Origin of the sequence: Proteiniphilum saccharofermentans (assembly GCF_900095135.1) — a bacterium.
Classification (GTDB): Bacteria; Bacteroidota; Bacteroidia; order Bacteroidales; family Dysgonomonadaceae; genus Proteiniphilum; species Proteiniphilum saccharofermentans.
In genome coordinates, this window is the sequence record NZ_LT605205.1 from 2,404,284 (window position 1) to 2,423,726 (window position 19,443).

Below are 19,443 nucleotides of genomic sequence, written 5' to 3' on the forward strand. Positions count from 1 at the left end.
TTTTTCAATTGTTCCCCCCTTCGCTCCTCGCGGATACCCGGGCAATCGATAGTTGTCTGACGCGGGGTCGAACCGCCCTTTTTGAATTAATAATTAATAATTAAGAATTAATAGTTAAGAATTAATAGTCAAGAATGCAATTCTTCATTATTCATTATTAACTTATCCGTGTCCCCTTCCGGACTGTCAAACTTCAATATTTCTGCCGTTTCTCGCTTCCGGCTCGCCTGCCCTCCGCTTTCTTATCACCCACTGCCTTTCTCAAACCGTCCCCCGGCTCTTTTTCAAACCGGACCGGTGGAGAATAACGGATTCGAACCGTTGACCCTCTGCGTGCAAGGCAGATGCTCTAGCCAGCTGAGCTAATTCCCCCTTTTCATTGTATCGGGGTATTACGGTTGCCCCGTTGGCCCTTCCGACCAAAGTCGGAATGCTCTAGCCAGCTGGGCTAATTCCCCGTTTTTTTAATTACTAATTACTAATTTCCAATTACTAATTATTGGTAATTGGCCATTGGTAATTGGTAATTCCAATTCGTAGTCCCAGGCAGAGTTGAACTGCCGACCTCTACATTATCAGTGTAGCGCTCTAACCAACTGAGCTATAGGACTGGCTGGTTTCGTGTCGGCATCCCTCTTCTCTATTGCCTCGTTACATACGTTCTTATCGTCTACAACGGGGGGATGTCTTCCCTTATAGTGGATTATGTCATGTTTTATTTAGCACATACGTTTCTATTGCAAAGCTCATGTATCCATTTTATTGGTACCCTGTATCATTCCTTTTTTTTCAGAAAAAAATAACCGTGAACCGGAAGCTCCGGGCAATGCGAAGCTTTTCTTTGCCGGTTGTCTTGACCGTTTAGCCTTACAAGGGCCATCTCTCCAGAAAGGAGGTGTTCCAGCCGCACCTTCCGGTACGGCTACCTTGTTACGACTTAGCCCCAGTCACCGGTTTTACCCTAGGCCGCTCCTTGTCGGTTACGGACTTCAGGCACCCCCAGCTTCCATGGCTTGACGGGCGGTGTGTACAAGGCCCGGGAACGTATTCACCGCGCCGTGGCTGATGCGCGATTACTAGCGAATCCAGCTTCACGGAGTCGAGTTGCAGACTCCGATCCGAACTGAGAGTGGTTTTGGGGATTGGCATCATGTCGCCATGTAGCTGCCCTTTGTACCACCCATTGTAACACGTGTGTCGCCCCGGACGTAAGGGCCGTGCTGATTTGACGTCATCCCCACCTTCCTCGCATCTTACGATGGCAGTCTCGTTAGAGTCCCCAGCACTACCTGATGGCAACTAACGATGAGGGTTGCGCTCGTTATGGCACTTAAGCCGACACCTCACGGCACGAGCTGACGACAACCATGCAGCACCTACACGTCTGCCCCGAAGGGAGATCGGATCTCTCCGACTGTCAGACGCATTTCAAGCCCGGGTAAGGTTCCTCGCGTATCATCGAATTAAACCACATGTTCCTCCGCTTGTGCGGGCCCCCGTCAATTCCTTTGAGTTTCATTCTTGCGAACGTACTCCCCAGGTGGATTACTTAACGCTTTCGCTCAGCCGCTTACATTATATCGCAAACAGCCAGTAATCATCGTTTACTGCGTGGACTACCAGGGTATCTAATCCTGTTTGATCCCCACGCCTTCGTGCTTGAGCGTCAGTTATGGCTTAGTAAGCTGCCTGCGCAATCGGAGTTCCTCGTGATATCTATGCATTTCACCGCTACACCACAAATTCCGCCTACCTCATCCACACTCAAGGATACCAGTTTCGAAGGCACTTTTACGGTTGAGCCGCAAAATTTCACCGCCGACTTAATGTCCCGCCTGAGCACCCTTTAAACCCAATAAATCCGGATAACGCTCGGATCCTCCGTATTACCGCGGCTGCTGGCACGGAGTTAGCCGATCCTTATTCGCAAGGTACTTGCAAAAGGCCACACGTGGCCCACTTTATTCCCTTGCAAAAGAAGTTTACAACCCGTAGGGCCGTCTTCCTTCACGCGACGTGGCTGGTTCAGGCTTGCGCCCATTGACCAATATTCCTCACTGCTGCCTCCCGTAGGAGTCTGGTCCGTGTCTCAGTACCAGTGTGGGGGATAAACCTCTCAGTTCCCCTATCCATCGTTGCCTTGGTGGGCCGTTACCCCGCCAACTAGCTAATGGAACGCATGCCCATCTTCAACCGGTTGTCCTTTAACAAATATTCCCATGCGGGACCCCTGTGTTATAGGGTATTAGTCCGTCTTTCAACGGGTTATCCCCTTGTTGAAGGCAGGTTGCATACGTGTTACTCACCCGTGCGCCGGTCGCCACCATCCGTATTGCTACTTCATGTGATGCCCCTCGACTTGCATGTGTTAGGCCTATCGCTAGCGTTCATCCTGAGCCAGGATCAAACTCTTCGTTGTATATTTGTTTTTTTGGTTTTTCCTTGAAATCACCCCGCTTTACGGCATAACCGCAAAACAGCTAAACAAACAACCTTTGCTTTGAACGAAAAGTCCTCGTTTTTCCCTTGACCCCCGAATTCACGATTTATTTTTCAGTTTCCTAGTAGAATGGGGCCGGTGCATCTTCTCCCGATGACAACGGACCCCTTTATTGAACGGGTACCAATTTGACCCCGGCATGCCCATTCCCCTCAAGCCCCCACCTGGGAGGCTCCCGGGAAACATACCGCGATCCCTTGTATACTCTGCTTTGTCTTCTTTTAAACGTATATGTAAATAACCTAAAGATCGCTTTTCCTTGCTTTCGACTCAGGACTTATTTCCTGAAAGCGGGTGCAAAGATAGAGACTTATTTTTAATCTCCAAAACTTTTGAGAAAGTTTTTTCAATATTTTTTTTGCATCCGAAACAAAGGAACTGATTTCCAATCGTTACACTTACTTTATTTCAATCTGCTTGTTTCATTATCTCTATAATGACCCCGCTTTTTGAGCGAAAGGGCTACAAAGATAGTAATTCCTAAGAATAACTTCCAAATATTTCCTCACTTATTTTGAATATTTTTTCACCCTGCATCACTTTAGATTTGGGAGCAAAAAAACAATCAACTAAGGAACAATCCATTATAAGGGTTCTGCTATACTGATGGCATTTCAGATTCAAAAGATCAGATTAGAAGTTTTGAACAGTTCAACAATTCAACAAATCCAACACTGCACTTAACCACCCGGCCACCTAACCACTCATATCCCCAAACACCTAGGCACCTTTCCACCTATTAATACGCCAGGATATGCGAGCTGATAGTAATCTGAGGAGTTACTGCAAAGTTCATCTCATTACCGTCCCTCAATACTATTATATTAATGGATACAGGTGTACTCCAATCTATATACTGATTAAAGTTGAACAGGTATGAAAATGCCGACTTATAACGACGGTTATTGGCAATAGCTGCAGATACGGCATTATATTGGGCAACATCCCAAAACATACAATCTTTAAAACCATTGGAATCAGTATAACGACTATTCTTGTCTCTTAGAGACATCGTCTCTGCTATAAAACGGCGATACCCCTCTGTAAGCATTTGAGAAGAGGTATGATCAAAATTCTGTCCCTGAATATTAACCACTACATCGCCCGGTAAAACACCCGCTTTTGCAGCCGGAGAGCCCGGATCTACCGATACGACCGTTTTCAGGTCATTCATATTATATCCAATACCGGTATAGTTGTACTTCAGATAACTCACATGGTAAGTACCAAACGATTTATTGCCTGGATTCGGAAACTTCTGCAATAACAACGGAAGATTCATCTCCAGATAATCAATCAGATCATAATGACTACTCAAACGTTCCCGGACTTCACTCTCCCAGATCAACATCAGATCTCCTGCCTCCAGAAATTTTCTGTCATAGAAGCGGTATCCAAATTCAAGATTGTAGGCAATATCATCTACCCGAACTGCTTCAGAGGGGTTATACAGAGGTAATTTTACCATCCTGTTACTCCTTGTATCGAATCGCCACACAGGCTGATAACTCCCATAAGTAGGTGAATCGGGCTTATACATCGGATTACTCTCATAACTATAATATGTCTGAATAATAAAATCGGGATCACTCGGATCATATCGTAATCCCACATCGCCCAAAGCACGAATAAAAATAGCATTGATCCGCTCATCGAGATGCCTTGTATTCTCATCGGAGGGAGAAAAGGCAAATGTACGGTAGTTATGAAAGAGTGCATTTTCGTTGACAGTCGTCTTTACCGGTATCAGAAAACGCCTGTCCTGCACATCCTCAAGGCTGTAAAAGGAAAATACCGGAGCCAATTGCGCTTCACTGATCGCATTGGCATGGCGGCAATCTTTTTCAATTGTAATTTCTTTAAAAGCATGTCTGAAATTACGGATACCAAGATGCATCGTATGCGGATCCTGATTGAACCACGACATGATAGTCTGATACGATTTAAGATAAGTCCCGTTCTGATTTACTGAAAGAATGATATCATTCAGCTTTAGTCCTGCTTTCTCGGCCGGGGAACCGGGAGTTATATCAACAATGACCGGTTCTTTGTATCCCCAACTTTTGTCATCGCTTATTTCAAATGTAAAGCCGAGGCTACAAGTAATATCTGAATTTTGCGCAAATAATCGTCCCGTAAAAACAGAAATGATCAAGAAGATAACCGGAATAATTCGTTTCATTATGAAATTACTGTTTGTTAAACTTAAGTCACAAAGATATGGCATTTTTCTCAATTTTATTTTGTATACGCTTTTTTACTGTCAAAAATGGAGGAAAATATTTACAATTTCTTATCTTTGCCCTATTGGAATCATAACTAAATAAAAGAAACGATGATTGTTGACAACCTCGCGAATGCAGCCAACTATTACAATTTGCATCCGCTTTTTAAGAAAGCTTTCGAATTTATTGGGAATTTGGACATTAATAATGTGGAGACAGGAACCACCGAAATCGATGGAGACCTGTTGAAGGTTACTATCGCTGAGGCAAAGTTGAAACCGGCTGGGGAAGCCAAACTTGAAACACATAAAAAGTTTATCGATATACAGATACCGGTTACAAAACCTGAAATATTCGGATGGAAATCCCTATCATCCCTGTCACAACCGAAAGAAGGATACGATCCCGTCAATGACATTGGATTTTTCGACGATGAACCTTCGACATTTGTCACCATTATACCTGGTGAATTTATTATCTTTTCGCCGGAAGATGGGCATGCTCCTCTGATTGGCGAAGGGGAAACCAAGAAAATTATCATAAAGGTAGCGGTGGTTTAGCTGTTCCCTTTTAATCTGATACGAACAATGCTTAACATCATAAAAAATGATCCATGGCTCAATCCCTATGCGAATGCAATTGAAGGACGCCATAATTTTTATTTGAAACGCCTATCCGACCTTACACAGGCAGGGCGCATCACCTTGTCTGATTTTGCGAGCGGTTATCTCTATTTCGGGCTACACAAAACCGAAGATGGATGGATATTTCGCGAATGGGCGCCAAATGCTACCGAAATTTTCCTTGTGGGAACCTTCAACGATTGGCAAAAACAGGAATCATTCCGTTTGAAACGAATAGATAATGGCATCTGGGAGGTAAAGATACCGTCCGGGCGTATCCACCACGAAGATCTGTATAAGCTGCATGTAAGTTGGGAAGGCGGTTCCGGAGAACGAATCCCGGCATGGAGCAGGCGTGTAGTGCAGGATCAGCAGACACTGATTTTCAGTGCACAGGTATGGGAACCCGAAAACCGGTATAACTTTAAATATACCGGTTTTAAACCGGACTGCTCTCCCCTTCTGATCTATGAAACTCATATAGGTATGTCTACGGCAGAAAAGAAAGTGGGAAGCTATAACGAGTTCAGGGAAAATATATTACCAAGGATAAAAGAGAACGGATACAACGCCATCCAGATCATGGCTATCCAGGAACATCCTTATTATGGATCATTCGGGTACCACGTATCCAGTTTTTTCGCACCTTCTTCCCGGAACGGTACGCCCGATGAACTACGCCAACTAATCGATACTGCCCACGAAATGGGTATTGCCGTCATCATGGATATCGTCCATTCACACGCGGTAAAAAACGAAATAGAAGGTATCGGACGAATGGATGGAAGTTATGACCTCTATTTCCCTAATGATCCTAACAGGCGGATTCATCAGGCATGGGATTCTCTTTGTTTTGATTATGGAAAAGATGAAGTGTTACACTTTCTCCTCTCTAACTGTAAATATTGGCTGGAAGAGTTCCGGTTCGACGGTTTTCGGTTCGATGGCGTCACGTCAATGCTCTATTACAGCCACGGGCTGGAGGAAAGCTTCAGTTCATATGGTGACTACTATAACGGTCATCAGGATCCCGATGCAATCTGTTATCTCACACTAGCCAACCAGCTTATACACGAAGTAAATCCCCATGCCATCACTATTGCAGAGGAAGTAAGCGGTATGCCCGGCCTGGCGTTGGACATAGAGTCGGGCGGATATGGGTTCGACTACCGTATGGCGATGAATATTCCAGATTTCTGGATCAAGACGATCAAGGAGAAAAAAGACGAGGAGTGGCATCCCAGTGCGATCTGGTGGGAAACGACCAACCGCCGTGCCGATGAGAAGACCATCTCATACGTCGAGAGTCATGATCAAGCGTTGGTAGGAGACAAGACCATTATATTCAGGCTGATCGATGCCGATATGTATTGGTTTATGTCGAAGCTGATGAGCAGTTCTTATACTGTAGATCGTGGTATTGCATTACATAAGATGATCCGTCTGGTAACGGCAACCACTATCAATGGCGGTTACCTCAACTTTATGGGAAATGAGTTCGGACATCCCGAATGGATCGACTTTCCACGGGAAGGGAATCAATGGTCCTACAAGTACGCCCGCCGGCAATGGAATCTGGCTGATGATCATAATCTGAAGTATCATTATCTGGGTGATTTCGATAAAGAGATGATAAGGCTCATCAAGTCCATCCCCGATTTCCAGGCACTTCCGCTGGTAAAGATATGGGATAAAGACGATGACAATATACTGGCATATATGCGGAAAGAGCTGCTATTTGTCTATAATTTCAATCCACAGAAATCATACAGCGATTATGGCATCCTGGTTCCGGCAGGTGAATATGAGATTGTACTCGATACTGATAACCAACAGTTCGGGGGTTTCGGGCTGAACGACGATACTATTCATCATTTTACAATGTATGATCCACTCTATGCGAAAGATAATAAAGGGTGGCTTCGTCTATACCTGCCTGCCCGGACTGCCATAGTGATGAGACGGATTTCCTAATATAACGATTTAACAATCAATAATTCAACAATTTAACAATCAATATGTCTAATAATAACAACATAACAGGGAATACTACTATTGAAGAGGGTACACTCTATCCATTTAAATTCGAACCGATCCTAAAACCGGTTATTTGGGGTGGCTCAGATATCTGTCGCTTTAAAAACATAGAACCTATTCAGGAAGGTATCGGCGAGAGTTGGGAAATTTCAGGCGTACGCGGTAATATTTCCCGTATTTCCAACGGCTATTTAGCCGGCACATTGCTGGAAGAACTATTGCACAGCCGAGGAGAGGAACTGGTCGGAAAAGAAGTATATCAAAAATTCGGAAATACCTTTCCCCTGCTCATTAAATTCATAGATGCCCGTGACGACCTCTCCATCCAGGTTCATCCTGATGATGAATTGGGAAAGAAACGTCATAACTCCTTTGGAAAAACCGAGATGTGGTATGTTGTCAAAGCGGCGCCGGGAGCATATCTCTACTCCGGATTTAAAGAGAGCATTACCCCCGAAGAGTATCCCGAGACTGTAAAGAATAACACCTTCACCGATAAACTCATGAAGTATGATGTGAAAGCCGGTGATGTGTTCTATCTTCCTGCAGGACGTGTGCACGCCATTGGTACCGGATGCTTTATTGCAGAAATACAGCAGACTTCCGACATCACCTACCGTATTTATGACTATAACCGTAAAGATGCTGCTGGAAACAGCCGTGAACTCCATACCGAATTGGCAAAAGATGCGATCGATTTCAAAGTATACGATTCATATAAGACAGAATACGAAAAGAATATAAATCATCCTGTAAAATTAGTTATATCACCCTATTTCACTACTCATCTTCTGGAAATGGATAGCCAAATGAATCGGGATTATACCGCTCTCGATTCTTTCGTGATTTATATCTGCATGGCCGGCCATTGTACCGTAAAAGATGATAAGGGGAACAGCGAAACTCTTCGTCAGGGCGAATCGATGCTTATTCCCGCAAATACGAAGTCGGTGATGATTATACCCGATGAGTTTTCCAAACTGCTGGAGACCTATGTAGGGTAAGATAAGGTGGGAAGGTGCCTAAGTGATTAGGTGCCTGAGAAGAATTCAAGTGGAATGTAGAATAGATAAAACCGGAAACGGAAAATGAGAGGTATACTGTTAATTAATGTAGGGACACCTGCGAGTACAAATCCAAACGATGTAAAGGAATTTATTGCAGCAATGCTTTCGGATCCGCTTTTGACGGGAAAACCGGAATGGTGGTCAAAATTCCTTGCGAAAAATATAATCGCGCCAAGTAGCGGATCGCGGGTCTCTGAGAAATACAAATTAATCTGGCATAACGAAGAGACACCGGTCTCCCCTCTGATTTATCATATGCGAAAACTGGCGGAAAAACTGGAAGAGCAGAAAGGCGTCCCTGTGGAGATTGCCATGCGGTACGGGAAACCGGATGTGGCATCTGCTTTCCGGGAATTAGAAAGGAAATGCCCGCTTCTACATGAAGTGATTGTTTTTCCATTATATCCTCATTATGCGCAATCGACCACCCAGACATCCAAGGACATGATAGGAAATATCTTCTACAGGCATCCCCACTCTTTCAGACTGAAGTTTGCCGAGCCCTATTACAATCATCCGGCTTATATCCATGCCCTCACATCTTATGCGAAAAACTATCTGGACGATATTGACAAACTTATATTTTCCTATCACAGTCTTCCCCTGACCCAGGTGGAAGCAGGATGGAAAAAAGGAAAGGAATACGACTATGTCTATCAACTGAAAGAGACCAACAGGCTATTTTGTGAAAAGTTGGATATTGATCCGCATGATACATTCCTTTTCTATTCTTCACAAAGGGGTAAAAAATGGTTGAATCCCTTTCTTGACACAGATATCCGTGATCTACCCAAATTAGGATGGAAAAAAGTGGCGGTAGTGGCTCCGGGCTTTCCGGTCGATAATTTGGAAACGCTTTACGATGTGGGTATCGAAGCTCGCAAACTATTTATGGAGGCGGGTGGTGAAAAATTCACCTTTATTCCTGCGCTGAATAGTAATGACATATGGGTGGAAGCTATCTGGAAAATTTTAGAGAGAACCTGATATTTTGGATTTGGGAACTAAAAAATAACTTAAAAATCATAGAGATGAAGACGTTTCTCCTCCACACATTTATTTTCTTCACATTCCTGATTACGGCTGAAATAACAGCCCAGAACACCCCTATCAGTAGTGAACTTGTGTTGTTGGATGTAGAGACCGGAAAAGAGAAAATCATCCTGCATGAACAGCGGCATTTTGAAGCGCCCAACTGGTCGAGGGATGGAAAACATTTGATTATCAATACCAAAGGAAAACTGGAGAAAATATCGGTAAAAGGCAAGCACTTGGGAATAATTGATACCGGTTTTGCCGATAACTGTAATAATGATCACGGATTATCGTTTGACGGGAAATGGCTTATCATCAGTCACAATGATCCGCGTGTATCCTCTTCGGGAGGTAATTCCCGTATCTTCATCCTTGCGGCCAATGGTGGCATACCCCGTCTTATCACCAGCAATTATCCCAGTTACTGGCACGGGATAAGTCCCGACAATCAATGGGTGACCTATTGCGCCATGCGTGACGGTCAATGGGACGTGTATAAGGCTCATGTCATTACCGGTGAAGAGATCAGGTTGACAGACGCCGATGGATTGGATGACGGCCCCGAATATAGTTACGACGGTGAATGGATCTATTTCAACAGCCATCGGACCGGACGTATGCATATTTACCGGATGAGGCCTGATGGAAGTGAACAGACACAACTCACGTTCGACGATTACGACAACTGGTTTCCACATCCGGGACCCGATAACAAGAGTGTCGCTTACATTGCATATATAGAAGATCAGAAGGGAGCACACCCTTTCGGAAAAGATGTAAAACTGAGATTACTGGACGTAGAGACCGGAGAAAGCCGTGATCTGACACCTATTTTCTATGGCGGGCAAGGAACCCTGAATGTCCACAGTTGGTCGCCTGACGGCAAACAGATTGCTTTTGTGAGATATAATAGCAAGGCAGAGTAACCGACTCTACTTGAAAAAACATATATAATCCTTGAAAAACTGAGCTGTTACCAAAAAATACCACAATTGTGCTATTTCATACCCCTGCAATACCTGCTATTTTTGTCAAAAATTTTAATATACAGAATTATGGGAAAGATAGCAGAGAAGTTAACAGATCTAGTGGGTAACACCCCTTTAGTGAAACTCAATCAATTCAAGGAGGCCGAAGAAGTCAAAGCCAATCTTATAGCCAAGTTAGAGAGCTTTAATCCTCTGGGAAGCGTGAAAGACCGTATTGCACTATCTATGGTAGAAGATGCAGAAAAGAAGGGTTTACTAAAAGCCGGTTCGGTAATCATTGAACCGACAAGTGGCAATACAGGTATCGGGTTGGCATTTGTCGCCTCCATCAAAAAATACAGGCTGATCCTCACCATGCCTGAGACGATGAGTCTCGAAAGAAGGAATCTGTTGAAAGCGCTGGGTGCCGAATTGGTGCTGACACCTGGTACCGAAGGAATGAAAGGAGCTATTGCAAAAGCATCACAACTCCAGACTGAATTGCCTGATGCCATTATCCTGCAACAGTTCGAAAATCCGGCCAATCCTTCAATCCATTACCACACTACCGGTGAAGAGATATGGCGGGATACGGACGGAAAAGTGGATATCCTGGTAAGCGGTGTCGGCACCGGCGGGACGGTGAGCGGTGCAGGAAAACGACTGAAAGAACTGAATCCCAATATCAAAGTGGTCGCTGTAGAGCCGGCTGATTCACCCGTGCTCTCAGGCGGAGCACCCGGGCCTCACAAAATTCAGGGAATCGGCGCCGGTTTTGTCCCCGGCACATACAATGCTGCAGTAGTGGATCAGGTAATTCCGGTGAGCAATGACGACGCTATTCGTACCAGCCGGAAACTGGCCGCATCAGAAGGATTATTAGTGGGCATCTCATCGGGAGCAGCCGCTTATGCCGCCCTCCAGCTTGCCCAAAAACCTGAAAATGAAGGAAAGAATATTGTAGTAGTATTGCCCGACACAGGGGAACGTTATCTCTCCACCCTGCTTTACGCCTTCGACGAATATCCATTATAAAGAATTATAAATTAAATAGATTGCAAGGTTATCATAATTAAAATGCCCCCTAAAGTTTTGTTTCACTCTCCGGGGGCATTTTTTATATCAAAGCATCTGTACAAGAGCTAAATAGTTTCTGACAGATGACTATTCCCGATTATGCCAGCGCCTGGCAGATATCTTCAAAAAGACTAGCCACACTCTCCAATCCTACCGATAACCGGATCGTAGTTTCTTTCACATCCATTGACTCGCGTTGTACTGCGGTAAATGAACCGAAAATGGTACTGGCCGGATGGATGATCAGAGAACGGTTATCAAACAAATTGGTAGCACGACGTATCAGTTTAAGCCTATTCATAAACCGGTAACACTCTTCTCTCGATTCGAGATCGAAGGTAAGCATTGCACCGGGATAGTTTCCGAATTGTTTTTTACTTATCCCATAGAAAGGATTATCCCTTAAACCGGTATAATTGACAGTCTTTACTTGCGGTAATGCCTGCAACTTTCCGGCCAATTCCTTACACGCGGTAGCCTGTCTCTCAAAACGCAACTGCAATGTCTCAAGACCCAGTGACTGCTGATAAGCTACTTCGGGAGTCATATAAGCCCCCAGGTTCCTGTGCACCTCCTTACGTAACCTGGTGTGGAACGGTGATTGTGAGGTTCCCTTGAGAGCTTGTAACAATGGCGTACGATATTGATTGAACCGTCCGTAATCGATGATCAGCCCACCCAGGGTTGTCGCACCACCGGAGATGTATTTAGTACTTGCTACCACCTCTATATCTACCCCAAAATCAATGGCTCGAAAGATTGGGAAAGGAATAATCGTGGTATCTGCAATCAGTGGGACTCCTCTGTCATGAGCAATCTTACTCAATGCTGCCAAATCGGCCACCTCCATTTGCGGGTTGGTGATTATTTCCAGAAACAGGCCACAAGTTTGCTCATCCATTGCTTCCGCGACTTCTTTCGGATTGGTCAGGTCACAAAACCGTACCTTCATGCCCAATGCATTCAATGTATTTACGAAAAAGGAATAGGTATTGCCAAAGAGATGGCGCGAAGTGATAAGATTACAGCCGCTCCAAGCTAATGTAATCAGTGTATTACTGATTGCAGCCATACCTGAATTGAGTGCGGTGACACCATATGCGCCGGTCACATTCTTCACCCGCTCCTCGAGATGTTGTACTGTAGGATTGGTTATGCGGGAATAAGTATGCTCGTCTGTCCGTCCGCAAAAAGCAGCTTCCATCTCTTCTGCTGTCTCAAATTCATATGCAAGGGCATGGTAAACGGGCATCGATAATGCGCCATAAGGATCTTGTTTTGGGTAAGGCGTACTCAGTAGTTGAGCTTCATATTCTTTTTCGTTCATTTCTTTTCCAGAGTTTGGCAAAGTTCACACTTTGCTCATATTGCTTATCAAAATAGTTTATTAAAAATAGACTATCCCTTACCATGGCATAGTCTATGAAAACTTGACTCTGCTCATTTGGCTTAATGAAATAGTGCATCAAAATGTGCCCCCAAAGGTACAACAGAAGATTGGGAAAAGAGTCCGGATTGAATGTTAAAATGGAGTAGAAAGATTCCGGCAGAAGTTAGAAAATTAAAAATCCGGAAAACGGAACCTGTCGAAAGGGGATGTCAGCGTCTTTCTATATCTGTAGAGCTGATATGCCCAATAAAGGACAAAGCCGGTGATAATATTACATTTCAAAGACATAGCTAATTATCTTTTTAAAATCCAGGCATCATTATGCCCGGGAAATTTCTTATGGACTTCTTTTAAATAGACTTTTGCAGCAGATTCATCGGTAAATGATGCCGCATATACATCAATACGGTCGGGTCGCTCCAGCCACCCTGTCTGATGAAAACCCTCATCAAGCAACAATTCTGTGGTTTTTTGAGCCGACTCGACTCCTTTATATACCCCCATTACGATATAATACCTGGGTAAATCGTCCGTTACGTTCTGTTCAACAGCATCCATTGCAGCAGGTACATTCATTCCGTTTGGGGTAGTTGAATATTCTCCTGCTTTTTCCGTTTCATTTACTACCAATTCATCCGTCATAGCAATACGGTTTACCGGTTGTGATGCTTTGGACTGTAACCACCCGGTTTCAGAAAGCATCCGGGCAGATTGCCGGACAATAGTGTTATCACTTACCGGAAGGATAAACATCAACAGGGCCACGGCAGCCACGCTGACAGCAGTAATTGCAGCATTACGTCCCCATTTCTGCCTGTTTTCACTTTTCTGTACCGGTACAACCGGCTGCATTTGTATGAGTGGTTTCAATGTAGCCCTGGTCAATCCAAAAAGTGAAGGGCGGATAAATGCTCCGGGGGTATACACAAAACGCTTATCATCATGCATATTAAATGAACCTAACTTCCCCATGTCCACATGGCGCTGTTCACGCAATTGCCGTTTCAACACCTGCACATCATATTCCACTTTTTGCATGGCCGATTCGAACGTCATATTGCCATTCTTCATATAAGACTGGGCCAGCAACCCATCATTATGGGTGAGGTCGCGGTTAAACAGCAGTTCACAGACGGGCGCATCAAAAGCCGCTATCCCATCCCTCTGCGGGGGAATGGCATTTACCACAAAACCTCCGAAATCGGGAATAATCACACAATTGTGATCATGCAGTAAAAATTCAATATGGGATATTAGTTGATTCATAAGGCAAAGATAAAAAAAATTGTAATTAATTCCTCACAAAATGATTTTTTTCACTCAAGTCCGCCATTTTTCGCTTCACGTAATCCACTCCCGGTCGGCAAACACAAACAAGTTTATGTTTGTCCTCGCTTACCATAGATTTTACTTCACACAATCTGCTTCCACTCGACAAAGATAAACCCGTTTATCTTTGTTCTCGCTTACCCGCAGATTTCACCTTCTCCGGATTATGATTCGCATAATCTTTCCAGCTCTTGTATTTTTTCTCACTCATGGTAATATTCGATTGATAGAAGTGACACAACGCTGCAGCAAGGCCATCCGATGCATCCAGTTGCGGAAGCATATTCTCATCCGGAATATGGAGCAGTTTCTGTAGCATATAAGCCACCTGTTCTTTGGCAGCCCGACCATTCCCGGTAATAGCCATCTTTATCTTCAGGGGTGCATATTCAAAAATGGGAATATCCCTTGATATGGCAGCAGCCATAGCTACTCCCTGGGCACGTCCCAGTTTGAGCATACTCTGCACGTTCTTGCCAAAGAAAGGTGCTTCGATGGCCAGCTCATCCGGAAGATACTCCTCGATAAGGCCTATGACCCGTGCATAGATCTTTGCCAGCTTCAGGTAATGATCGTCGTATTTTCCCAACTGCATTACCCCCATCGCCTCCAGGTAAGGTTTATTGTCGAGCACCCGGAGGATACCATATCCCATCACCTGCGTACCGGGGTCAATCCCCATTATAATCCGCTCTTTCTGCATCATCAACTAATGGTTTGCATCACGGTGGAAAATCCAACCATCTTTTCTTTGAATTTCTCTAACAACGGAACGTAGACTACCCCACTCTCTTCTCTATTCCACCGCTCCAATGCAGCCAGATCGGTTACATGGAATTCCATCGCAAAAGAGTGACCTGCTTCCACCTCTCTACCAAACACACGCGATAAACGGGGCGATGTGAGCAAGCCGCTTTTTGTAGACATAGGAATAAAATGCTGCAACATATATTCTACAAATTCTTCATGGATCTCTTCCTCCACATGGAAAGTGGTATTAAAAACAATCATATATTGTGATCTTTTAATTTTCTGAATTATTTTACAAAAATACAAATTCTTTATTCGAAATTGAAGCTGTTTTACTACCCTCTATGCCGGATAAGCGAAAGTAGATACATTGATGAATAGGTAGATCAAATTTACAGCTATTTTGTAAGAAAAACAAATCATCCTAAAACAAAGAAATCACAAGATAGAATATATTATTTCAGAATAATTATTATCTTTGCACCGTCTAAAACGGTAGGCAGTTTTTATAATAAATAACGGGGGTTTAGCTCATCTGGCTAGAGCGCAACACTGGCAGTGTTGAGGTGACCGGTTCGAGTCCGGTAATCTCCACCTCTTGGGACAAGTTTACAAAAGATAGATTTGTCCCATTTTTTTTGTAATTTTGCTAATACACACCAAGGATTTTTATTGCATCACCACATTAAAAGGAAAGTTTTCCAGCAAAGTAAAAAACATTCTATACCTTTGTGTATGTATGCAATAGAATTTACCCGAAATGCTTTAAAGAGTCTACAAAAGATAGATCCGGTTTATCAAACATTTGATAATCGAGAAACTTGAGGCGTTACAACAAAACCCGTATGGGAGCAGTAATGTTAAGGCATTGAAGGGCATGAGCGGCTACTACCGGTTAAAAGTCGCGAACTATAGGGTGCTATATGAACTACAGGATGAAAAGCTTGTTATATTAGTAATTGATATTAATCACAGAAAGGACGTGTACAGATGAAAACAGCACAACTAAAAAAAGGCGTTATACAAGCCTTTGAAGCAATATTGAGCGAGTTATCTGCGAACGACATAGAAGATATGCAGGACAAGCTAACAGTACAACTACATAAGCTAACAGACGACGGTAAACGATACTCGTTAGATGAGGTAAAAAAAACAATTAACAGCGAACCGGTGATAAATCACCGGTTTTTTTGTGCCCTTTTTTATGTGAATCATACTTTTGTAATTTCCCCTGCTATGCATGTATTCATTCTGTGCCTGATCTCTTTTTCTGAAAGCCTATGGCCTAAAAGAAACATCAATTTCGTAACCGCACACTCAGGAGTACTGTCATATCCGCTAATCACGCCTATATCAAGCAGCTGTCTTCCTGTTTTGTAGCGCTGCATTTCTACCATACCGGAAGTACATTGTGTTATATTGACGATGATGATCCCTCTTTCGGTGGCATCTCTCAACTGATGGATAAACCATTCCTTTTGAGGAGCATTTCCCGCACCAAAGGTTTTCAATACAACGGCTTTAAGTTCAGGAACATGGAGTAATGAAGTGATAATGCTTTCCTGGATGCCGGGAAAAAGAGTCAACATAACAACATTGGGATCAAACAAATAATGGGGGAATAAAGGTCGAATTATGTCCGGATATTGAATAAGATTCTGGGCATATTTTATATGTATGCCCACACGGGCCAAAGCAGGATAGTTAAATGAACGGAAGGCATTGAAGTTTTCTACATTTATTTTCGTAGTTCGGTTACCCCGCATCAAGTGGTTCTCGAAGAAAATACAAACTTCGGGCACGATAGCAGTTCCATCCGGATTTTTAGCTGCCGCTATTTCAATGGCAGTAATCAAATTCTCTTTAGCATCAGTCCGAAGCATTCCGATTGGAAGTTGAGAGCCTGTAAGGATGACCGGTTTACTCAAATTCTCAAGCATAAAACTTAAGGCAGATGCCGTATAAGCCATAGTATCCGTACCGTGAAGAATTACAAATCCGTCATAATTGTCGTAATTGGTACTGATAATTTCTACCAGACGGGCCCAATGTACCGGCTCCATATCAGAAGAATCGATAGGAGGAGAAAATTGGTATGTAGAAATGTGATAATTGAATTTTTTCAGTTCCGGAATGTATTTCAACAGATAGTCAAAATTAAAACTTTCCAGGGTATTGGTTTCCTGGTTTTTTATCATTCCTATAGTTCCGCCTGTATATATTATTAAAACAGAGGTGGCTCCCGTCATCATATTGTCTTTTGTCATGTAAATCGGAAGTGTGGCCACCAATAGTCTTTACTTCTCAAAAAATACCATTGCTTTTGTCTACGACTACAATATTTGCGGTGGCTGAACGATTTTCTGCATACAAATATACATGATATAAATGGATTATTAAATATAGTTTTCTTCCTGATATTTATTCTCACCTCGGAAAATCTGTTTTCATAACAGAATCACTCTGTACCCAGACTCTCGTGCAATTCACAAACCCGCAGCCAGTCCACTGGCCCCCATACGTGAATTTGTATGACAAGGTGGATATTATTCCTTTTGATAAGCTGGAAACCGGAACGAGCATCACATTGAACAGCAATGTCACCTAACCAACCTACAAAATACGACCTACCGGTAGAAAGTAACCCAAAAATAGCGTCCGACCAAAAGCCAGCATTCGAGCAACAGACTCGTATGCCCGGCATAAAGACAACATCTGAAACATCGAATATTTATTTTACAATATCCGAAAACTATCGGAACTGTAATCTATAGGATTGCGATACCATTTTTCTCACACAACTCGAGGGCCATTTCCCTAAGGCGGAATTTCTGTATCTTGCCGCTACCGGTCATCGGGAACTCATCCACAAAAAAGACATAGCGGGGTATCTTGTATTTGGCAATATGCCCTTTACAAAAGTCGCGTACATCTTCACTTTCCAGTTGGCATGCCTCTTTCCGGATGATGAAGGCACCCACATCTTCGCCGTACCTCTCCGAAGCTACAGCCACCACCTGCACATCCTTCACCCCCGGCATCCTGTAAAGATAATCCTCTACTTCTTTGGGAGATATGTTCTCCCCTCCCCTGATGATCATATCTTTGATACGTCCGGTAATACGATAGTTTCCATTCCCGTCCTTTATCCCCAGATCGCCCGAATGCATGAACCCGCTCGCATCAATGACCTGAGCCGTTGCTTCCGGATTCTTGTAATAACCTTTCATCACATTATACCCGCGACAGCACATCTCACCCTGTACCCCGACGGGACACTCTTTCCCCGTTTCGGGATCGAGCACTTTCACTTCGGTAAACTCATAATCGCTACCCACAGTCGTACATCGTACATCAAAGGGGTCATCCACACGGCTCTGCGTCATTCCGGGTGAGGTTTCCGTCATTCCGTACACACTGGTAAGATCCATGAACATCTTCTCATTCACCTGCCTCATCAACTCCTCAGGGCAGAGAGAGCCGGCCATGATTCCCGTACGAAGGGAACTCACATCAAACAAATCGAACATAGGATGGTTGAGTTGTGCAATAAACATGGTAGGAACTCCGTGCAATACAGTACATCGTTCCTTGTGGATAGAAGCAAGCGTGACCAGCGGATCGAAACGCTCCACCATCACCTGCGTACTGCCGTGAGTCAGGCAGCACATAGTGGCAAGCACTACCCCGAAGCAGTGGAACAAAGGCACACAGACGCAGCACTTGTCGTCAGATGTGAATTTCATATGTACCCCCGTCAAATAACCGTTATTGGCAATATTATGGTGTGTAAGCATCACACCTTTGGGAAATCCTGTAGTTCCCGAAGTGTACTGCATATTCACCACATCGTGGCACCGGGAGAGCGAACGCAATCGTTTGAACTCCTGATCAGGAACATTTTTCCCAAGCAGCAGCAATTCAGCCGTATTATACATTCCCCGGTATTTCTCCTGTCCTATGTAAACAACGTTTCTTAATTCGGGAAAACGGTCGGATTTCAATTTACCGCGCTGGATGCTCTTCAGTTCCGGCACCAGTCCGTAAATAATATCGGTATAATTACTTCCCGGCACCCCATCGGTCATGCACAAAGTGTGCATGTCCGAATCTTTCATCAGATACGATACCTCTTCGGTACGATAGTTGGTGTTCACCGTCACCGCTACAGCGCCGATCTTCGCGGTCGCGTAAAGGAAAGTCAGCCAATCCGGTACGTTCTGCGCCCAGATACCCACGTTACTGCCCCGGGTCACTCCGATGGAAATAAGCCCTTTTGCCATATTATCCACCCTATTGTTGAAAGTATCCCAGGTAAAACGCAGATTACGGTCGGAGTAGACAATATATTCTTTATCCGGCGTCTCTTCTGCCCAGTATTCCAGCCAGTCTCCCAGCGTTCTGTCGGAGAGTTGAATATCTGGTTGATCGGTCATTGCTGA

14 protein-coding genes, 3 tRNA genes and 1 rRNA gene are annotated in these 19,443 nt (G+C 44.0%); 8 read left to right on the forward strand and 10 right to left on the reverse strand.

The window, feature by feature from the left end; translation table 11 throughout:
* Positions 1–298 precede the first annotated feature (298 nt).
* The 4 genes from PSM36_RS09450 to PSM36_RS09470 all read right to left on the reverse strand — a co-directional run bounded on the left by PSM36_RS09450 (position 299) and on the right by PSM36_RS09470 (position 4,682).
* A tRNA-Ala gene (locus PSM36_RS09450) sits at positions 299–372 on the reverse strand.
* Between the two features lie 165 nt (positions 373–537).
* Positions 538–611, reverse strand: a tRNA-Ile gene (locus PSM36_RS09455).
* A 277-nt stretch (positions 612–888) separates the two neighbouring features.
* A 16S ribosomal RNA gene (locus PSM36_RS09460) occupies positions 889–2,419 on the reverse strand.
* Between the two features lie 820 nt (positions 2,420–3,239).
* The gene (locus PSM36_RS09470) at positions 3,240–4,682 is read right to left on the reverse strand and encodes a PDZ domain-containing protein (RefSeq protein WP_076930700.1); all 1,443 of its coding nucleotides are present in this window, start codon (positions 4,680–4,682) and stop codon (positions 3,240–3,242) included.
* Positions 4,683–4,835: 153 nt separating this feature from the next.
* Between PSM36_RS09470 and PSM36_RS09475 the strand changes: the two genes are divergently transcribed.
* From PSM36_RS09475 to cysK, 6 genes are all read left to right on the forward strand, one after another.
* Positions 4,836–5,285, forward strand: coding sequence for a YhcH/YjgK/YiaL family protein (locus PSM36_RS09475; RefSeq protein WP_076930701.1), 450 nt, complete (start codon positions 4,836–4,838; stop codon positions 5,283–5,285).
* A 27-nt stretch (positions 5,286–5,312) separates the two neighbouring features.
* Positions 5,313–7,322 (forward strand): alpha amylase C-terminal domain-containing protein, encoded by a 2,010-nt coding sequence (locus PSM36_RS09480; RefSeq protein ID WP_076930702.1) that lies wholly within the window; start codon positions 5,313–5,315, stop codon positions 7,320–7,322.
* 44 nt (positions 7,323–7,366) lie between these two features.
* Complete coding sequence (locus PSM36_RS09485) at positions 7,367–8,389, forward strand: type I phosphomannose isomerase catalytic subunit (protein ID WP_076930703.1); 1,023 nt, start codon at positions 7,367–7,369, stop codon at positions 8,387–8,389.
* Between the two features lie 84 nt (positions 8,390–8,473).
* A complete protein-coding gene (hemH, locus tag PSM36_RS09490; protein WP_076930704.1) occupies positions 8,474–9,439 on the forward strand; it encodes a ferrochelatase in 966 nt (321 codons plus the stop codon).
* Positions 9,440–9,483: 44 nt separating this feature from the next.
* A complete protein-coding gene (locus tag PSM36_RS09495; protein WP_076932161.1) occupies positions 9,484–10,413 on the forward strand; it encodes a TolB family protein in 930 nt (309 codons plus the stop codon).
* Positions 10,414–10,542: 129 nt separating this feature from the next.
* On the forward strand, positions 10,543–11,490 hold the full coding sequence (gene cysK / locus PSM36_RS09500) for a cysteine synthase A (RefSeq protein WP_076930705.1): 948 nt from the start codon (positions 10,543–10,545) through the stop codon (positions 11,488–11,490).
* 139 nt (positions 11,491–11,629) lie between these two features.
* Here the strand turns inward: cysK and PSM36_RS09505 are convergent, their stop codons facing one another.
* From PSM36_RS09505 to PSM36_RS09520, 4 genes are all read right to left on the reverse strand, one after another.
* Positions 11,630–12,859, reverse strand: coding sequence for a PLP-dependent transferase (locus tag PSM36_RS09505; protein ID WP_076930706.1), 1,230 nt, complete (start codon positions 12,857–12,859; stop codon positions 11,630–11,632).
* A 357-nt stretch (positions 12,860–13,216) separates the two neighbouring features.
* Positions 13,217–14,188 (reverse strand): HU domain-containing protein, encoded by a 972-nt coding sequence (locus PSM36_RS09510; protein ID WP_076930707.1) that lies wholly within the window; start codon positions 14,186–14,188, stop codon positions 13,217–13,219.
* A 184-nt stretch (positions 14,189–14,372) separates the two neighbouring features.
* On the reverse strand, positions 14,373–14,954 hold the full coding sequence (ruvC, locus tag PSM36_RS09515; RefSeq protein ID WP_076932162.1) for a crossover junction endodeoxyribonuclease RuvC: 582 nt from the start codon (positions 14,952–14,954) through the stop codon (positions 14,373–14,375).
* A 2-nt stretch (positions 14,955–14,956) separates the two neighbouring features.
* Entirely contained in the window at positions 14,957–15,262 is a 306-nt protein-coding gene (locus PSM36_RS09520) for a DUF4286 family protein (RefSeq protein WP_076930708.1), read from the reverse strand.
* Positions 15,263–15,521: 259 nt separating this feature from the next.
* Here PSM36_RS09520 and PSM36_RS09525 point away from each other — a divergent pair.
* Both PSM36_RS09525 and PSM36_RS17890 read left to right on the forward strand, forming a co-directional pair.
* Positions 15,522–15,595 (forward strand) — tRNA-Ala (locus PSM36_RS09525).
* Positions 15,596–15,806: 211 nt separating this feature from the next.
* Positions 15,807–15,995: a type II toxin-antitoxin system RelE family toxin gene (locus tag PSM36_RS17890; protein WP_161947563.1), complete on the forward strand. Its 189-nt coding sequence runs from the start codon at positions 15,807–15,809 to the stop codon at positions 15,993–15,995.
* A gap of 217 nt (positions 15,996–16,212) precedes the next feature.
* Here the strand turns inward: PSM36_RS17890 and PSM36_RS09535 are convergent, their stop codons facing one another.
* Together PSM36_RS09535 and PSM36_RS09540 are read right to left on the reverse strand one after the other, a co-directional pair.
* Complete coding sequence (locus PSM36_RS09535; RefSeq protein WP_076932163.1) at positions 16,213–17,253, reverse strand: asparaginase; 1,041 nt, start codon at positions 17,251–17,253, stop codon at positions 16,213–16,215.
* Between the two features lie 516 nt (positions 17,254–17,769).
* Positions 17,770–19,437 (reverse strand): AMP-binding protein, encoded by a 1,668-nt coding sequence (locus PSM36_RS09540; protein ID WP_076930709.1) that lies wholly within the window; start codon positions 19,435–19,437, stop codon positions 17,770–17,772.
* Positions 19,438–19,443: the final 6 nt, after the last annotated feature.

What these genes read in the sequence shown, in the direction of transcription:
- PSM36_RS09470 (WP_076930700.1), bottom strand. Translation starts at nt 4,682, where the DNA reads ATGAAACGAATTATTCCGGTTATCTTCTTGATCATTTCTGTTTTTACG.
- PSM36_RS09475 (WP_076930701.1), top strand. Translation starts at nt 4,836, where the DNA reads ATGATTGTTGACAACCTCGCGAATGCAGCCAACTATTACAATTTGCAT.
- PSM36_RS09480 (WP_076930702.1), top strand. Translation starts at nt 5,313, where the DNA reads ATGCTTAACATCATAAAAAATGATCCATGGCTCAATCCCTATGCGAAT.
- PSM36_RS09485 (WP_076930703.1), top strand. Translation starts at nt 7,367, where the DNA reads ATGTCTAATAATAACAACATAACAGGGAATACTACTATTGAAGAGGGT.
- hemH (WP_076930704.1), top strand. Translation starts at nt 8,474, where the DNA reads ATGAGAGGTATACTGTTAATTAATGTAGGGACACCTGCGAGTACAAAT.
- PSM36_RS09495 (WP_076932161.1), top strand. Translation starts at nt 9,484, where the DNA reads ATGAAGACGTTTCTCCTCCACACATTTATTTTCTTCACATTCCTGATT.
- cysK (WP_076930705.1), top strand. Translation starts at nt 10,543, where the DNA reads ATGGGAAAGATAGCAGAGAAGTTAACAGATCTAGTGGGTAACACCCCT.
- PSM36_RS09505 (WP_076930706.1), bottom strand. Translation starts at nt 12,859, where the DNA reads ATGAACGAAAAAGAATATGAAGCTCAACTACTGAGTACGCCTTACCCA.
- PSM36_RS09510 (WP_076930707.1), bottom strand. Translation starts at nt 14,188, where the DNA reads ATGAATCAACTAATATCCCATATTGAATTTTTACTGCATGATCACAAT.
- ruvC (WP_076932162.1), bottom strand. Translation starts at nt 14,954, where the DNA reads ATGCAGAAAGAGCGGATTATAATGGGGATTGACCCCGGTACGCAGGTG.
- PSM36_RS09520 (WP_076930708.1), bottom strand. Translation starts at nt 15,262, where the DNA reads ATGATTGTTTTTAATACCACTTTCCATGTGGAGGAAGAGATCCATGAA.
- PSM36_RS09535 (WP_076932163.1), bottom strand. Translation starts at nt 17,253, where the DNA reads ATGATGACGGGAGCCACCTCTGTTTTAATAATATATACAGGCGGAACT.
- PSM36_RS09540 (WP_076930709.1), bottom strand. Translation starts at nt 19,437, where the DNA reads ATGACCGATCAACCAGATATTCAACTCTCCGACAGAACGCTGGGAGAC.